Below are 13,371 nucleotides of genomic sequence, written 5' to 3'. Positions count from 1 at the left end.
GATAACCTTTTAGCAACAGCTTTTGGCGGACGGCTTTATACAGTTCTCATTTCGTTAATCTAAAAGCTATCCACCATTTGCCTGTTATCCTTTTGTTCCAACTACACTCTCAAATTGGTATTCAACGGCATCATCCTTGATTTTCGGTGCTGAAATTTTTGAAGTGGTTAGAATCGGGTATGTGTTGGCGTAAAAATTCATTACGGCTTCTACACTCCATTTTGGCTCGGGGTCGGTCAAGCGGATTTCCTGTCCGTTATCTTTTAATATAAAAACTCTGTCTAATAGTGTTGCGAGTAACATAATTTTTGATTTTTAGTTTAAATTTCGGTTGATTGAGGTTGATTTTCAGAGAAAAGACTTGGGGCAAAATGCCCTTCGTATTCATCCTGCTTTTTACGGATTTTCTCAGCATATTCGGGAAATTCCGAACCTTTCGGAAGTGCAGACCACGCTTCTTTATACTTGCCCTCCTTTTCGAGTTCTTCAGCTTTCTGTAAGGCTTCGCCGTACTTTTTATCTTTGGCTTCCTTTTCTTTTTTCTCCTTATCAGATTTCTCTTTTTCCATTGCCGATTTCTTCTTGGCTTCTTCGACCTGTTTCATAAAACTTTCCATATCTACCATTAAACCCGATGCGGTTTGTAATGGAGTGGAAATATGCTCAAAAAATCCATTGTCCAAATCTTCTGCTGTCCCACGCAAATTAAGGGGCGGAATCGTTTTCCTTGCATCGTCTCCGCATTGCTCATTATTGAGCAGTACGGAAAGAACGAAACTGTTTTCTGTGCCTTGTCGGAGTGTGATTTGTAAATCTCCCGTAAGATTGAGTTTGGCTATCTGTCTGAAAAAATTGGTTTGCATAACACTTTGATTTTAGATTTTGAATTATAAATTTTAGATTTAGACATTGAATTATTTTGTCAATTCCCATAATGAAAATTCTTTCGTCCAAAATTCTTCCCCTGTATGTTTCCCAAAAGCATTATAGATGGCATTTCCATTTTTGAATACCTGCATTTGATAACAGTTCAGATTATTCTCAGGTTGTAGGAGCTTTTTTAATTCGTCAGTTTCCAATTCAATGAAAACGCTGTCTTTTTCAGAAAGCCATTCTTCTATTTCGGGATGTGTTTCCTCCGAAAATCTAAAAAATTCAACATTGGTATCAGCATAATTCAGCCATTTTAAATCATAATCATTTTCCAAAGGCTGTACGGATTCGAGCCTTTTCTTTTGGGCTTCTTGCCATTCTCCCGAAATGTGAATAATGGCAAAATCGCCATTATCCCATTCACTGTTGGTTATTGTTTTTATCAGTAAATATTCTGTTTGTTGAAGTGATGTTTTCATTTATGCAATTTTTTGTTTGTTATTATTTATTTTCCTGTCTAATAGGATTCTCATAATCTCCTCTTTGTAATCGTAATTTTCACCTTTAAATTCGTAACAATCTGTATCTACATTGTAGATGAAGTCTTGAAAGTCACATTGATTGAGAAAATAATCCTGTAAGATTTGGTTTTCGCATATGGTCTTGCCAAAAACCATACAGCCAGATTCTTCGTAATCCAATACAAATCCGACATCGTAATGATTTGCAACAATCCATAATACTTCGATATTTGGACTCCATCTTGTCTCATAGTGGAAAGAACATTCATCTGTTTCACTTCGATAAATTTCACAGAAGTGACCGTTTTTGCTCTTGACAAAATCGGGCAGTTGCCCGATATTTCCCTTAGTTTCCTTTTCTATCATTTCTTGAAATACATTCAAGACTTTGTCCAAAACCTCTTGATTTCCTGTGAATGTTACTTTATTGTTGCACCAATTTGCCATAATATTTGTTGTATTAATTGTTGTTTTCGTAAATGTATGTTCCGCTTGTTTTGAAAGGTTCTTTTCCCTCTGTAAGACGGATTTCTGATTTAAACTTTCTTGAAAGACTTTTTGCATACCATATTGCTGTCGTTCTCTCGCAATAGAATTGGGAAAAGATTTCCACCTTTTCCCAATCATTCTTATCACTTTTCGCTTTCATTTGAAAGTTATATTGTGCTTCCATATTTGAATGCTTTTAGAATGGTAAATCATCGTCCGTATCTTCCGCAAAAGCATTTGACTTCTGTGGCTGTGAAGCTGGTTGTTCTTCTGTGTCAGACTTTTTTCCACCTCCGTGTACTTTGATGTTTGAAGTATGGAAATTCAGTCCCGATTTTATTTCTCCATCTTTTCCAATCCACGCATTGGAACTTACCCTGCCTGTCAGCTCAACCAAAGTTCCTTTGGATAATATTTTAGCTACATTGGGACTTAGCCAATAAGAGCAATTGTAATAGGTGGTCTGCTCTCTTCGTTCGCCTTGCTTAGTCTTGTAGCTGTCATTGATTGCTACTGAAAAATTAACGACCTGCTTGTCGTTTTTTAAATGGTTGATTTCTGCGTTTTTTGTAATTCTGCCTACGATGTTCATAATGTTAATTTTTGATTGTTAATAATTATTTTCGAGTTTGTTAAAATTTTCGATTTGATTGATTTGGTTTCGAGGACACTCGTTTTTTTTCTTTTTCTGCTTATATCCAATTGGAAAAGCAGAATTATTTGTTGTTTTATTTTGTTGTTTTTTCCGTTGATGTCAAAGACCGTCTGCGATTTAATTGATTCGTATAACTGAGGTTCCGTCTTTTTCTTTGCCGATGATCATAGGAGAGTATCAGGCATATAAAACCACAATCCTCCAAAAATTTGGAGGATTGTGGCTCGAAATATTTTTGTCCGAAGGATTCAGGAGTGTCTGAAAAAATTATTGGAACTCGTGGAAAGAATTTTTATAGAAACCCAAAAATATTTTTTTAGGTGAATGATGCTGTCCTACATTTGCAATAGTAAAAAGCCAAACATCTGTTAGAAGTGATTAAATAGACGGTTTTGATAGTAGGAAAAATGGAAAATTAAACATTAGGTAATCTGTTTTTTATAAGGTTTAACCAGTTTTATGATTTTTAAAATTAAATTTCTCTTTAAAATCATTTTCAGAATTTTTACATTTTACTTTGTTGCACAAAACCACTCGTTCAAATCCTTAAAATCTTTGTACAACAAAGAACAATCTTCAACATTTTTGAGGTTTTTCCTGATAACCTGTTTGATTGTAATTCCATTATCATCATTATCCAGGAAAAGTGAGATTTTGTCATATTCTCTAAGTTTATCATCGACTTTAAAAAGCATTGCTGTAGAATTGAGAATCAAACAATCTGAAATTGAACTTTCTGCACTTTCCAAATTTTTAAAAGTCAGATAATCAAAAAAACCTTCAAAAACCACAATTTCATTAGAAGTATTCAAATCATTTTTTATCAAAGTGACATCTTTTTTGCCCAAACATATCTTTGAATATTTACTTCGGATTTCGACACCTCCTGAATTATTAAAAAACCCAATTCCAAAATATTTCTTACCATTCAACATATACTCAATTTCTTTTACCAAATCTTTCTGTTCAGAAACTTTTCGGGATTTTAAATATTGGATTAAAGCGGGGTGCTGAATTTCATTTACTTTTATGATTTGATAATTTTTGACTTGGTCAGCATCTTCAATCTGAGTATTATTTTGAACTGAGAAGTCAAATTTTTCAAGATACTTCAAAGCATCAGAAACTGAACATCGATTCATTTGCTGAACGATTGAAATCACATCATAACTTTTCCCGGTTCCAAAATCAAATGCTTTATTTTTCACAAAATCAACAGACAAACTCGGGATTTTTTCCTCCCTGTCGAGCGCAAAGTAAAATGCAGTTTTCCGATTTTCTTTTGCAGGAAAAAGGCTGAACGATTCCAAAACTGTTCTTATACTCAATTTTTCTTTTACTTCTTCGCAATTCATTTTTTTCTTTTTTAAAGCAAATTTTTTATCCACATTTTCCTTTTTAATAAAAAAAAGACTTTTTAATTACTTTTAATATACTTTTAATGAGGCATTGTATCCTCTTATGGCAAAGGTTTTGAGCCACTTTTTGGGTGAGCGCAATTCCGAATTCCAGTGAGCGCAATTCCGAAAGTAGAGTGACCGCAATTCCGAAAAAACAACAGTTTTCGGGTGAGTGCAATTCCGAATTCAACTTTCTATTTTCATTTATTTTTAATACAAGACTCGTAGTTATCCACTTTTTTTTATGGTTATCCATATTTTTAGTGGGTTTTAAATTTCGGAGTGAGCGCAATTCCGAAATATCACTCAAAAATTTTGGCACTTTAACATTTTCTTAACCTCAGTGACCGCAATTCCGAATTCCGGGTGAGCGCAATTCCGAATTCAAATAATTATCGGGTAACCATTTGGTAATAATTCTCCCATTTTTGTACGTCGATAAATTTGTATAATGTGTTCCTGAATTTCATTCAGAAACAAGTTTCCTTGAAATTCCGTAGATTTAATTTCTTTCAATCGAGCTGTTCGGATAAATTCTTTGAATGCCTTTTCTATCAAAACTCTGGTTTGTGGAACGTTTCTGTATTGATGGGAAAACTGTAGCATTTCATTAGCGTGCAGACCATATCTTTTTCTGATGTAACTTAATCTTTGGGCAATTTTTTCACTATGGTCAAGATACGCTTCGCTTGATTCCAATTGTTCTCTTGTGTTTCGAGATAAATTGTTGTTCGAAATGGTTTTGGTTAAATAAGGAATAATAAAAATTGAATCCCCTCTGTACTTGTAATTGAAGGAAAGCGTATTGAATGTATTCAAACTGATTCTTGCAGGTTTTAAAAATTTGAAGCAAAAATCCTTGGAAGTTTTATACTTCAATCCAAATTTCTTGTTCAGTGTTGAGAGTTTTAAAACAGCTCCATTTTCAGGCAGTTTTGCAAGCCAGATAGCGAAAATAATATGCTTATTGTTCCTGATATTGTACACCAAATTGTACAAAACGTAATTGTATTCCGGAATAACCATCAGTTTTTTAAGCCAATAACTACTGATTAAAAACGTGGTGTAACCTCTCTGGTCATAACTAGGTATAGAAATTAGTCCACCAAAAGTTTTGATTTCCTTGCCTTTGGAATTAGTGGATTTATACCAGCTCATTTTGAACTTCGTAAGAAATTCATAAGCATCTACCACCTGCTTTGTAGATCCGCTTGGCGAAATTTTATTGTTCCTGATTTTTATGGAAGCGAAAATATTGTTCTCGGTTTCAAACTCTTCATCGAATAAGGAAAGTTGTTTAGGTCGGTCTTCCGGACGAAATTGCTCATTGCTGATAATAGAAACAATATTAAATATCACCCTAAGAGCATTGATGGGAATATCCGCAGCCTCGTGACCTTCGAAAATAAAATCGTCCACGAAATGGTTTCCCAACCGAATTCTCTCAGGATTTACTTCATTATTATTTTCAAATTCCTTGCGGATTAACCGTAAATCCTTTTCCGGGACAGCCATAACATTGCTTTAAATTGGGATTGAAATTTTTATTCTTCTTGATACATTTTAAATGATTACTCGATTAGTAATTTTATATCAACTCGATTTTCTCGCTTACGAGGGTTTTGGCTCCTTCATTGAGGTTATAATATTTGTAAATATTAATGCCTTGACCTTGGAAGACCCTTTTCTCGACTTTACCGAAATTTGGGATCTTCACTTTTTGAATTCCTTTGTACTCGGCAAGCATTCCGTTGATGGTTACTTTTTGACCGGGTTTTAAATCTGATATTTTCATAATTTAATTTTTTAGTGTGTTTTTACCCTAGACATTTGCCTAGGCTTCAAAGGTTGCCGTTTTGGGATTTAGGACGTTTGATATCCGGAATGGATTGAAGTGAAAGTTGATGGCTTTCCGTTTGACTTTTCATAAAAGGTAACGTACTTTTCAATGAAGATCTCCAGTTGGTAATAGGTCTATCAGAACTATTTTTCCATCCATTCTTTTTCCAATTCTCATATTTCGATTGTATTTCAGAATCTAACTCAGGCTCGTAAATTTTTAATGTTTCCGCATACGTCATAAATTCTTCCAAAGACGGAATATTTTCATCGTTCCCTTTTTGATTTGTTGGTTGTGGTTGTGAGGATTGTATTGTTTGCGATAAATAGCTTTCAATTTCCTGATCAATGGTGTTTTCAGAAAAATTTTGAACGGGACGATCTGTAAGTAATGAAACTCCGGATTCTACTGTTTTTTGAATAGATTCCTCCTTTCCAATTTCTTTTTTCCTTACCATTTCAGGCTCAGAAATTTGTGAAGGATAATCTCCTATTAACCTGTATTTACACGCAAGTCCGCTTGTTGTTTGGTATTGAATCAATCCTAAATTCCGGAGTTTTTCTTTAGTGGATTTTACCGTTTTTCTAGTCACCCCTAATTCTATGCTTATGACAACATCAGAAATTTGAAAATCACAAGAGTCATTGTCAGAACCAATTTTCAGCAGGTATAGGTACATTGAAATTCCCGTTGTTCCAATTGATTTTTTTTGGTTAAAATCCCAAAACCGCTGCATTAATTCAAGGTGATGCATCTTATTTTTGTGCGAAAAGCGCTAATGCCTTTTCCTTATCAATGATGATAATGTTTCCTTTTTGAATGATGGCGTCATCCAACAGTCCTGAAGATTTTATTTCTGAGGCTTTCGAAATAGAACATCCCAGCATTTTCGCCAAACCTTTCAATCCATATTCATATTTTTTTTCCGAATTAATTTTTTTGGAAACCTCCAAAAATTCTTCAACAGTTAGTCTCCATATCGGAGTTTTGGGATCTATATTCTTCATTTGTTCTTAATTTATAGATTTTTTCAGTTCAGAGATCCAATTCCTCGCAGCAGCCTGCCAGCATTTCATCGGTTTCTCATTACTCAATTTCCAGTTTTTAAATCGATAAAAAGAAAAAAAACGATCTGCCTCAGCAGATGGGAGATCCCGTTCAGTAAAATATAACTCAACTTCATTGAACACCGGAACTAAAAACCGAATCTCATCTTTTAGTAAGAAATTTTGATTTTGAGATATTTTTTTTTCACCTGCTTTTTCAGTGCCAAAATCAATGATCTCGACCAAGCTTCCTTTGTATGAGTTATAACTTGGTGAATACCGTATAAATCCTGCGCGATAAAGTTCTCTGATGCATTTATGGTAGGTAGCGATTGACCTGATCTTACTTAACTTCATCACATCTTCCCTGCTGATCCGAAAAGGATTCTGAAACCGGTTCAAACTCCAGAACTGGAAAAGTGAAACATACATACTGATATGAGAGGGATACAATCGATCATCTTCAATAACACGCTCAAAAAAGCCGATGATATTTTTATTATTCTTCATAATTCCGTATTAAAAATTATTGTTTTTTATCCGCGAGTAATTTTTGGATGTCTTTATAATTGTAATACAAGGAGCCTCCTATCTTGCTGTACGATAATGTTCCATTGATCCTCAGATTTTGTAAGGTTCCTGAAGATATGTTAAGAAGCTTCTTGACCTCAGAACTCCGAAGCCATAATTTTTGCTCGGTCGTCTTACCCTTGAGTAATATTTCAATGCCTTCCAATAGTTCAATTTTGAATTGCTGAAGGTCTTCTTTGGTGATAATAGATATTGCCATTTGTCAATTATTTTGTTCGACAAAATTTCAAAATCACGCTTAATATCTTTCGGTAGTTTCTCGGTACTACCGAAAGACTCTTTTGTACATCCTTTGAATACAGAGTCTTAGATCAATGGTTACTGGTGATTAAACTGATTTTTTTTGAAATTGGAAAAAAAACCTCCAATGCATTGCGATAAGCAACACTTTTATTGGATTATAATTCAATATTTATATAAATTTTTTATTCCTTCCCATTAAGACTATAGTTTTCCCGACATTTTTAAGAATTAGCTTGATCGAATTCAAATTAGCTTGAAGTACTTTTAACTATCATCTAAGTAGAAATCTCTTTGATAATGGTGTGTGTAAAGTTTCTCTATGAATAAATCACACAGAAGATCTTTCGGTAGCTTATCGATACTACCGAAAGATTACAATTACAATTCCTATGAAATACTATTTCATAGGTCAATTGTTGGAATTATAAACGATAAGGACTCTTAATTTATAGTACATCAAGATTAAGGCAGCTTAAGATGTTATAAGTTTTAATAGGTGAAAATAGAATATGGTCTTATTTGAAATTGGAGAATTATGTGTAGAAACTAATTGTTCTCCTATAGGTCTAAGTCATCCAAATACTGATTAAAATTATGCTGAAGCAATGACAGAAATTTTGTTCTATCCGTTTTTCTTAACCGTATTTCGCTGAATGTTTTATGATAATTCCCTAAACCAATATTTAATGAATTTTCTGCCCAACGGAAAATTTCCGCCAGATCTGAATGACCTCCATTAAAACACTTCGTTTGATGAAGTGCATACAACAGCTCAATAAGGGCAACTTTCGGGGCTGTCCATTCCAGATTCTTAATATGGTCAATAGAGTTTTCTTTACTGTCTTTTGAATCAATTTTATTTGTTAAATATTGTTCAAGAAGATCATTTGCCATTATTTGAGACACAATATGGTCGTGGGAAGTGGAAAATTCCTCATCATAACTGTACAATTCCGGACTGAGCTTCAACTTAAAATCAAATTTGAACCGAACGAAATATTTTTTGTCCAAGTATGTAGATTTACGACGATAATAACTGATGAATTCTCTTTGCTCATTATAGAAATATAAAAGATTGGATCTCTCGTTTTCATAATACGATCTTAACGCCTGCGAATCAGCATAGGGTTTTGAGGCTTCTATGGCAAGCACTTTGGAGTAGTAAATATAAACTGCTACGAACTGCGGTTTGGTATTTTTAAAGAAATATATTTCGTTACTCCAGTCCGGAAATTGATATTGGCGCAATAGGTCTTTCAATTGTCTTATAGAAGCGTCTGTTTCCATCAGAATTTCTTCTGCCCGAATCACAATATCATTCTCACTTCTGTTGATCTGATCCACTGCCGTTGTAAGATCTTTCCAAAGCTGATCCACTTTTTTTTTAAAATTTTGTCCGTTCATACGTTTTTCAATTTTTTGTTAACGTAAAAATCGGGCTAAAAAATAATAAAGTCAGGTCTTCTTTAATTCTTCCTGTCTCATTCTAATAAAATCTCTAGGCCTGATACTGTTGATCTCGAGAAAGTGTGCTGAGAAGATCTGCCTGTTCGCCATCCCGCATATTTTGGCGAGTGTTTCAATTTTATAACTAAGATATATAGTTTCCTCTACAAGTAAATTGGTGATATATTTGATTCTTAAAGCTTTAAGGTATGTTGGAAATGTTACATCAAAGTGTACATTGAGTACATACGATAAATGGGTGCGGTTGCTTCCTATCATTTTGGCAACAATGTCAAGTGTTAAATTCTGCTGAAGAAATTGTTTTTCGTCTTCAAAAATCTTTAGATTTGTTTTGATGTCCTCGATAATTTCTGAACTGTATAAGTCTAAACTGTTTTCATCAGATGAAGCGGGTGCTATGACGTCGAAAGTAATGGTTTCTTTTGAGGTATTTAATTTTTCCAGCACTTCCTGATACCTGGCATTCAATTCCTTTTCTCTTTTCCTGAACCTCCAAATTAAAAAAAACAAGATTACCAGTCCCGCACCAATGAAAGAATATAAAATAACTTGATGACCTCTGATCATCTGCTTCTTCTCTTCTATTAAATTGTCCGTATCATACTCGCTATAAATTTTGTCCGTGAGCATCACAAAGTCAGCATTAATAATGGAGTCGGCCTTTAACAACTGATCCGCGTAATATATCTTCCGTTCAGAATTCCCATTTTTTTTAGCATCATCGATCAGATACAGGTAACTTGATCTGATCTCAGGGGTAATAAACCAAAATTTATTAACCAGCGAATCAACTTTATTAAAATAGTTTAACGATTCAGCTCTGTTTCCCTTTGATCTATATAGTTTCCCTATATAAAAATAGACGCTCGTCAAGGAAGCGTAATCCTGATTGTTGCTCAGAATATCTTGAGACACTTTAAAGTGCTTCAATGCTTCATCTGCTTTTCCCTTTCTAAGTAACTGCACTCCCCTTCCTTTCTGGAAGTACCCAAACTCAATCATCAGCTCGCTGTTGTTATGAAGCCTTTCCAGCCCAATATTAATGAGGGAGTCTTCCTTATGATATAATTTCAGATTTCTATAACAAGTGCTTAAGCGATAAATACTGTTAAAATAACCTGATTCATTATTGAACCTGATGTTCCGATCTAAACTCTGTTTGGCATTTTTTTCAAAAAAATCAGCTGTCTCTTCAAAATGTAAGGCTGCATATTTATAGTATCCCAAATAGCTTTTGATCATTCCCAAATGATAGATGATCTTATTTTTAAGGTAACCATCTTTTGAATTTTTTGAATATTTGAATGCTATTAAATATTCTTCTAAAGCTTTTTTATATTGTCTTAGATTATAGTAATAAATAATTCCTTTTCCTGCGTAGGCTCTTGCGATCTGATCCTGGTCGTTTGATTTTACAGCGGTGACAATGGCACTGTCAGCGTATGATAATTTTCTGCTGGTTTCTTTGCTGTAATAGATGGCTTCTTCGTAACCTCGGATTAGTTTTTTAAGGTTATGGTCATTTTTTGCTTTGTCAATGTACATTTTGACAAAAACCATTGCTCTTTCGTCATTCTCTGAGTAGGAATTGATCAATCGGGAAATCTCCTTGTAAGATTGTTGTTGTATCTCTTTACCTTGTGTCATAAACACAAACAAAGTGAACAATAGTGGTAAAATTCTATTACAATAATACATTATGATAAGATATATTCAAATTTAATAAAAAAGACACAATTAAACGCTTTTTCAAACTTTACAATCAAAACAATAAACTGATTATCAATGATATACAAATAAATTTTGTTGGTAGAATTGATCAATAGTGACATTTAATGTATCAATTGATGCAACAATAGTTTTTTTTAATTCCCTAACCCTCCTAATTTCGACATCAGAATTCTAATCAATATCAACAACCGGCCGGGATAAATTTTAAAACCATTATTAAAAAAATGAAAAAGTATATCTCACTTTTAAGTCTAACAGCTGCATTCTTTATGCAGTCTTGTGAAAGAACCGAATCTGTTTCTGACATGACAGAACAGAAACAACAAAGTATTGAAATTCCAAACAATAAAGAATCTTCAAAGAATGCAGATGGATCTTCAGAAACAAATGGCTCTAATAATTTTGAGACCGGTGATGATGATGAACCAAAAAAAGATAAGCAGCACTGGAGGATAGTGAAAGATACGATCTGATAAATACGACTTCTGCTAAACTGAAACAGTTTCAAAAAATGGAAAATCAGAAAGTGATCTTAAGTACCGGAAAGAAGTGTACCGAAAGTGGAAAATGGGAGATTGAAGGAAGAATAAGCACTGCAGTTTACGTTTCAAAAGGCGAAGTAATGCCCGCCTACTGTGGAAAAAATGTCAAATGGATTTTAGTCAGAAAAGGATAAAAAAGAAAACTATGAAAACCTTCAGAACAAGATTTATAGAATTTGTCAGCTATTTTTTCATATTGCTCTTCTGCTATGCAAGTATCAGTAAAATGATGGATTTTGAAAATTTTCAGATTCAGATTGCACAATCTCCCCTATTGAGTGCATTTTCAAATGTCATGTCTTACGGAGTTCTAGTCATTGAACTTGCAATATGTATTTTATTGATCTTTGAGAGATCCAGAAAAATCGGATTATACAGTTCTTTTGTTCTGATGGTTTCATTCACTGTATATATCTACATGATACTGAACTATAGCGAGTTTATTCCTTGCTCTTGTGGTGGAATCTTAGAAAAAATGGATTGGAAAACCCATCTGATCTTTAATATTGCCACTGTTATCATAGCTGCTTTTGCAGTTATTTTATATTCAGATTCTAAACGACAGGAGATTTTTAAATCTGTGAGTCTGCTGCTCGTCTTATCAATAGTAAGTTGTTCAGCAATTATTCTGATGTACAGACAATCAGAATTTATGATCAAAAAGGAAAATAATTTTACACGAAGGTTTTTACAGCATCCGATAACAGAAGAAAAACGGTCCAATCTTCAGATCAACTCCTATTACTTTGCGGGCATTTCAAAAGATTCAGTATATCTGGGGAACTATACCGCTCCATTTCTACTGACATCAACTGATTTGAATTTTAAAGCAACGAAAGAAAACAGGGTATTACCGGATCGTTACAACTTTGATTTTAAAAGAGTACAGCTGAAAGTGAATGCCCAGAATTATTATCTGTATGACGGAAGTGTTCCTGTAATCTATCAGGGAATCTTGGGAAATCATCAAGCAAAGACCTTGAGCTTAGGACAGGCGTACTTTAGCCAATTGGTGAATATCAGTAAAGATGCCTTTGCAATCAGCACTTATTTCAAAGATTCAGAAAAGCAGACTTTAGGATTGTTGAATCCTTTGCAGAAAAATCCTCTGAATCTGAAATCGGGAATTCTTGGAAAAACCAATGACGGAATCTTTGATACTGATGGACAACTACATTTTGACCCGCTCACTCAGATTGCTGTTTATGTACACTATTACAAAAACCAGCTCTTGATAATGGATGACCATCTTACCGTCAAAGCGAAGTATAAAACCATTGATACGATAAGCATTCCGCAGATTAAGGTTTCTGAACTTTCGGACGGAAAAAAGAAGATGAGCAAACCCCCATTGAAAGTCAATAAAAAAGCATTTGTATATGCAGGTCTGCTATTCATAGAATCAAATCTCATAGGAAAATTTGAAGACAGGGACCGATGGAAAAATTCTTTTATTATTGATGTTTATTCAACTGTAAAACAAGGATATATCGGAAGTTTTTATCTACCAAATCCCAAAAAGGAAAAAAAGGTACAGTTTCATATTACAGATCAGCATCTTTATGTATTAACAGGAAATGAAATCATTAAATATCGTTTTGCGCAGAACATCACTCAACATTTCATTGCAGGGGAAGCCGAAAACCTGAACCAAGAGTAGGCACCAAATTTAATTTTACATCATGAAAAAAATGAGAAAAATCGCATTGCCCTTAGCAGTTTTGCTTTTAGGCGCAGGGAGTGCGTACGCTACAAGCGTTGTGAAAAAAAACAGTTTAGTGGAAAACGGTTATCGTTTTGATCCGTTAGCACCTGTTGAAAAATGTATTATGACGGAAAAGTCATGTCAGGCTGATATTTTAGGTGAAGTATGTACCTGGTCAGACGGAGTCAACACTCATAATCTATTCCAAAATGCAGGCGGAACCTCGTGCGGGAATCCACTGTATGAAATTCCTAACTAATTAAAAAGG

19 protein-coding genes are annotated in these 13,371 nt (G+C 34.1%); 4 read left to right on the top strand and 15 right to left on the bottom strand.

Going from position 1 to position 13,371, the window contains the following annotated elements; all coding sequences use genetic code 11:
• Nucleotides 1-84: 84 nt before the first annotated feature.
• The 15 genes from EG348_RS12575 to EG348_RS12505 all read right to left on the bottom strand — a co-directional run bounded on the left by EG348_RS12575 (nucleotide 85) and on the right by EG348_RS12505 (nucleotide 10,772).
• Nucleotides 85-303, bottom strand: coding sequence for a PRTRC system protein C (locus EG348_RS12575; protein ID WP_034975966.1), 219 nt, complete (start codon nucleotides 301-303; stop codon nucleotides 85-87).
• Nucleotides 304-320: 17 nt separating this feature from the next.
• A complete protein-coding gene (locus EG348_RS12570; RefSeq protein ID WP_123983434.1) occupies nucleotides 321-863 on the bottom strand; it encodes a PRTRC system protein E in 543 nt (180 codons plus the stop codon).
• 51 nt (nucleotides 864-914) lie between these two features.
• A complete protein-coding gene (locus EG348_RS12565; protein ID WP_123983433.1) occupies nucleotides 915-1,352 on the bottom strand; it encodes a hypothetical protein in 438 nt (145 codons plus the stop codon).
• Nucleotides 1,353-1,841 (bottom strand): hypothetical protein, encoded by a 489-nt coding sequence (locus EG348_RS12560; RefSeq protein WP_123983432.1) that lies wholly within the window; start codon nucleotides 1,839-1,841, stop codon nucleotides 1,353-1,355.
• A gap of 13 nt (nucleotides 1,842-1,854) precedes the next feature.
• Nucleotides 1,855-2,067, bottom strand: coding sequence for a hypothetical protein (locus EG348_RS12555; RefSeq protein ID WP_068941697.1), 213 nt, complete (start codon nucleotides 2,065-2,067; stop codon nucleotides 1,855-1,857).
• 12 nt (nucleotides 2,068-2,079) lie between these two features.
• Nucleotides 2,080-2,475 carry a single-stranded DNA-binding protein gene (locus tag EG348_RS12550; RefSeq protein WP_123983431.1) on the bottom strand — a complete coding sequence of 132 codons (396 nt, stop codon included), beginning with the start codon at nucleotides 2,473-2,475 and terminating at the stop codon, nucleotides 2,080-2,082.
• Between the two features lie 575 nt (nucleotides 2,476-3,050).
• Nucleotides 3,051-3,893 (bottom strand): toprim domain-containing protein, encoded by an 843-nt coding sequence (locus EG348_RS12545; protein WP_123983430.1) that lies wholly within the window; start codon nucleotides 3,891-3,893, stop codon nucleotides 3,051-3,053.
• 429 nt (nucleotides 3,894-4,322) lie between these two features.
• A complete protein-coding gene (locus EG348_RS12540; RefSeq protein ID WP_034975993.1) occupies nucleotides 4,323-5,453 on the bottom strand; it encodes a hypothetical protein in 1,131 nt (376 codons plus the stop codon).
• A 73-nt stretch (nucleotides 5,454-5,526) separates the two neighbouring features.
• Nucleotides 5,527-5,733 carry a hypothetical protein gene (locus EG348_RS12535; RefSeq protein WP_034975996.1) on the bottom strand — a complete coding sequence of 69 codons (207 nt, stop codon included), beginning with the start codon at nucleotides 5,731-5,733 and terminating at the stop codon, nucleotides 5,527-5,529.
• A gap of 46 nt (nucleotides 5,734-5,779) precedes the next feature.
• Nucleotides 5,780-6,532: a hypothetical protein gene (locus EG348_RS12530; RefSeq protein ID WP_034975999.1), complete on the bottom strand. Its 753-nt coding sequence runs from the start codon at nucleotides 6,530-6,532 to the stop codon at nucleotides 5,780-5,782.
• A gap of 1 nt (nucleotide 6,533) precedes the next feature.
• Nucleotides 6,534-6,785 (bottom strand): DUF3853 family protein, encoded by a 252-nt coding sequence (locus EG348_RS12525; RefSeq protein ID WP_034976002.1) that lies wholly within the window; start codon nucleotides 6,783-6,785, stop codon nucleotides 6,534-6,536.
• A gap of 6 nt (nucleotides 6,786-6,791) precedes the next feature.
• On the bottom strand, nucleotides 6,792-7,334 hold the full coding sequence (locus tag EG348_RS12520) for a hypothetical protein (protein WP_034976004.1): 543 nt from the start codon (nucleotides 7,332-7,334) through the stop codon (nucleotides 6,792-6,794).
• 16 nt (nucleotides 7,335-7,350) lie between these two features.
• Nucleotides 7,351-7,614: a helix-turn-helix domain-containing protein gene (locus tag EG348_RS12515; protein WP_034976006.1), complete on the bottom strand. Its 264-nt coding sequence runs from the start codon at nucleotides 7,612-7,614 to the stop codon at nucleotides 7,351-7,353.
• 602 nt (nucleotides 7,615-8,216) lie between these two features.
• Nucleotides 8,217-9,062 carry an RteC domain-containing protein gene (locus tag EG348_RS12510; RefSeq protein WP_034976009.1) on the bottom strand — a complete coding sequence of 282 codons (846 nt, stop codon included), beginning with the start codon at nucleotides 9,060-9,062 and terminating at the stop codon, nucleotides 8,217-8,219.
• 51 nt (nucleotides 9,063-9,113) lie between these two features.
• A complete protein-coding gene (locus EG348_RS12505; RefSeq protein ID WP_034976012.1) occupies nucleotides 9,114-10,772 on the bottom strand; it encodes a helix-turn-helix domain-containing protein in 1,659 nt (552 codons plus the stop codon).
• A gap of 308 nt (nucleotides 10,773-11,080) precedes the next feature.
• On the opposite strand from EG348_RS12505, the gene EG348_RS12500 reads away from it, so the two are divergent.
• From EG348_RS12500 to EG348_RS12490, 4 genes are read left to right on the top strand one after another with little or no spacing between them, the layout of a single operon-like run.
• Nucleotides 11,081-11,329, top strand: a complete 249-nt coding sequence (locus EG348_RS12500; RefSeq protein ID WP_123983429.1) for a hypothetical protein — start codon at nucleotides 11,081-11,083, stop codon at nucleotides 11,327-11,329.
• A gap of 38 nt (nucleotides 11,330-11,367) precedes the next feature.
• Nucleotides 11,368-11,532 (top strand): hypothetical protein, encoded by a 165-nt coding sequence (locus EG348_RS21710; protein WP_155859112.1) that lies wholly within the window; start codon nucleotides 11,368-11,370, stop codon nucleotides 11,530-11,532.
• Nucleotides 11,533-11,543: 11 nt separating this feature from the next.
• Complete coding sequence (locus EG348_RS12495; protein WP_040995564.1) at nucleotides 11,544-13,058, top strand: MauE/DoxX family redox-associated membrane protein; 1,515 nt, start codon at nucleotides 11,544-11,546, stop codon at nucleotides 13,056-13,058.
• Nucleotides 13,059-13,080: 22 nt separating this feature from the next.
• Entirely contained in the window at nucleotides 13,081-13,362 is a 282-nt protein-coding gene (locus tag EG348_RS12490) for a DUF6520 family protein (protein WP_034976021.1), read from the top strand.
• The last annotated feature ends 9 nt before the right edge of the window (nucleotides 13,363-13,371 follow it).

Origin of the sequence: Chryseobacterium sp. G0201 (genome assembly GCF_003815655.1) — a bacterium.
Lineage (GTDB): Bacteria > Bacteroidota > Bacteroidia > Flavobacteriales > Weeksellaceae > Chryseobacterium.
The sequence above is the reverse complement of the archived record's forward strand: the minus strand, read 5'-3'. Positions and strand labels throughout refer to the sequence as shown.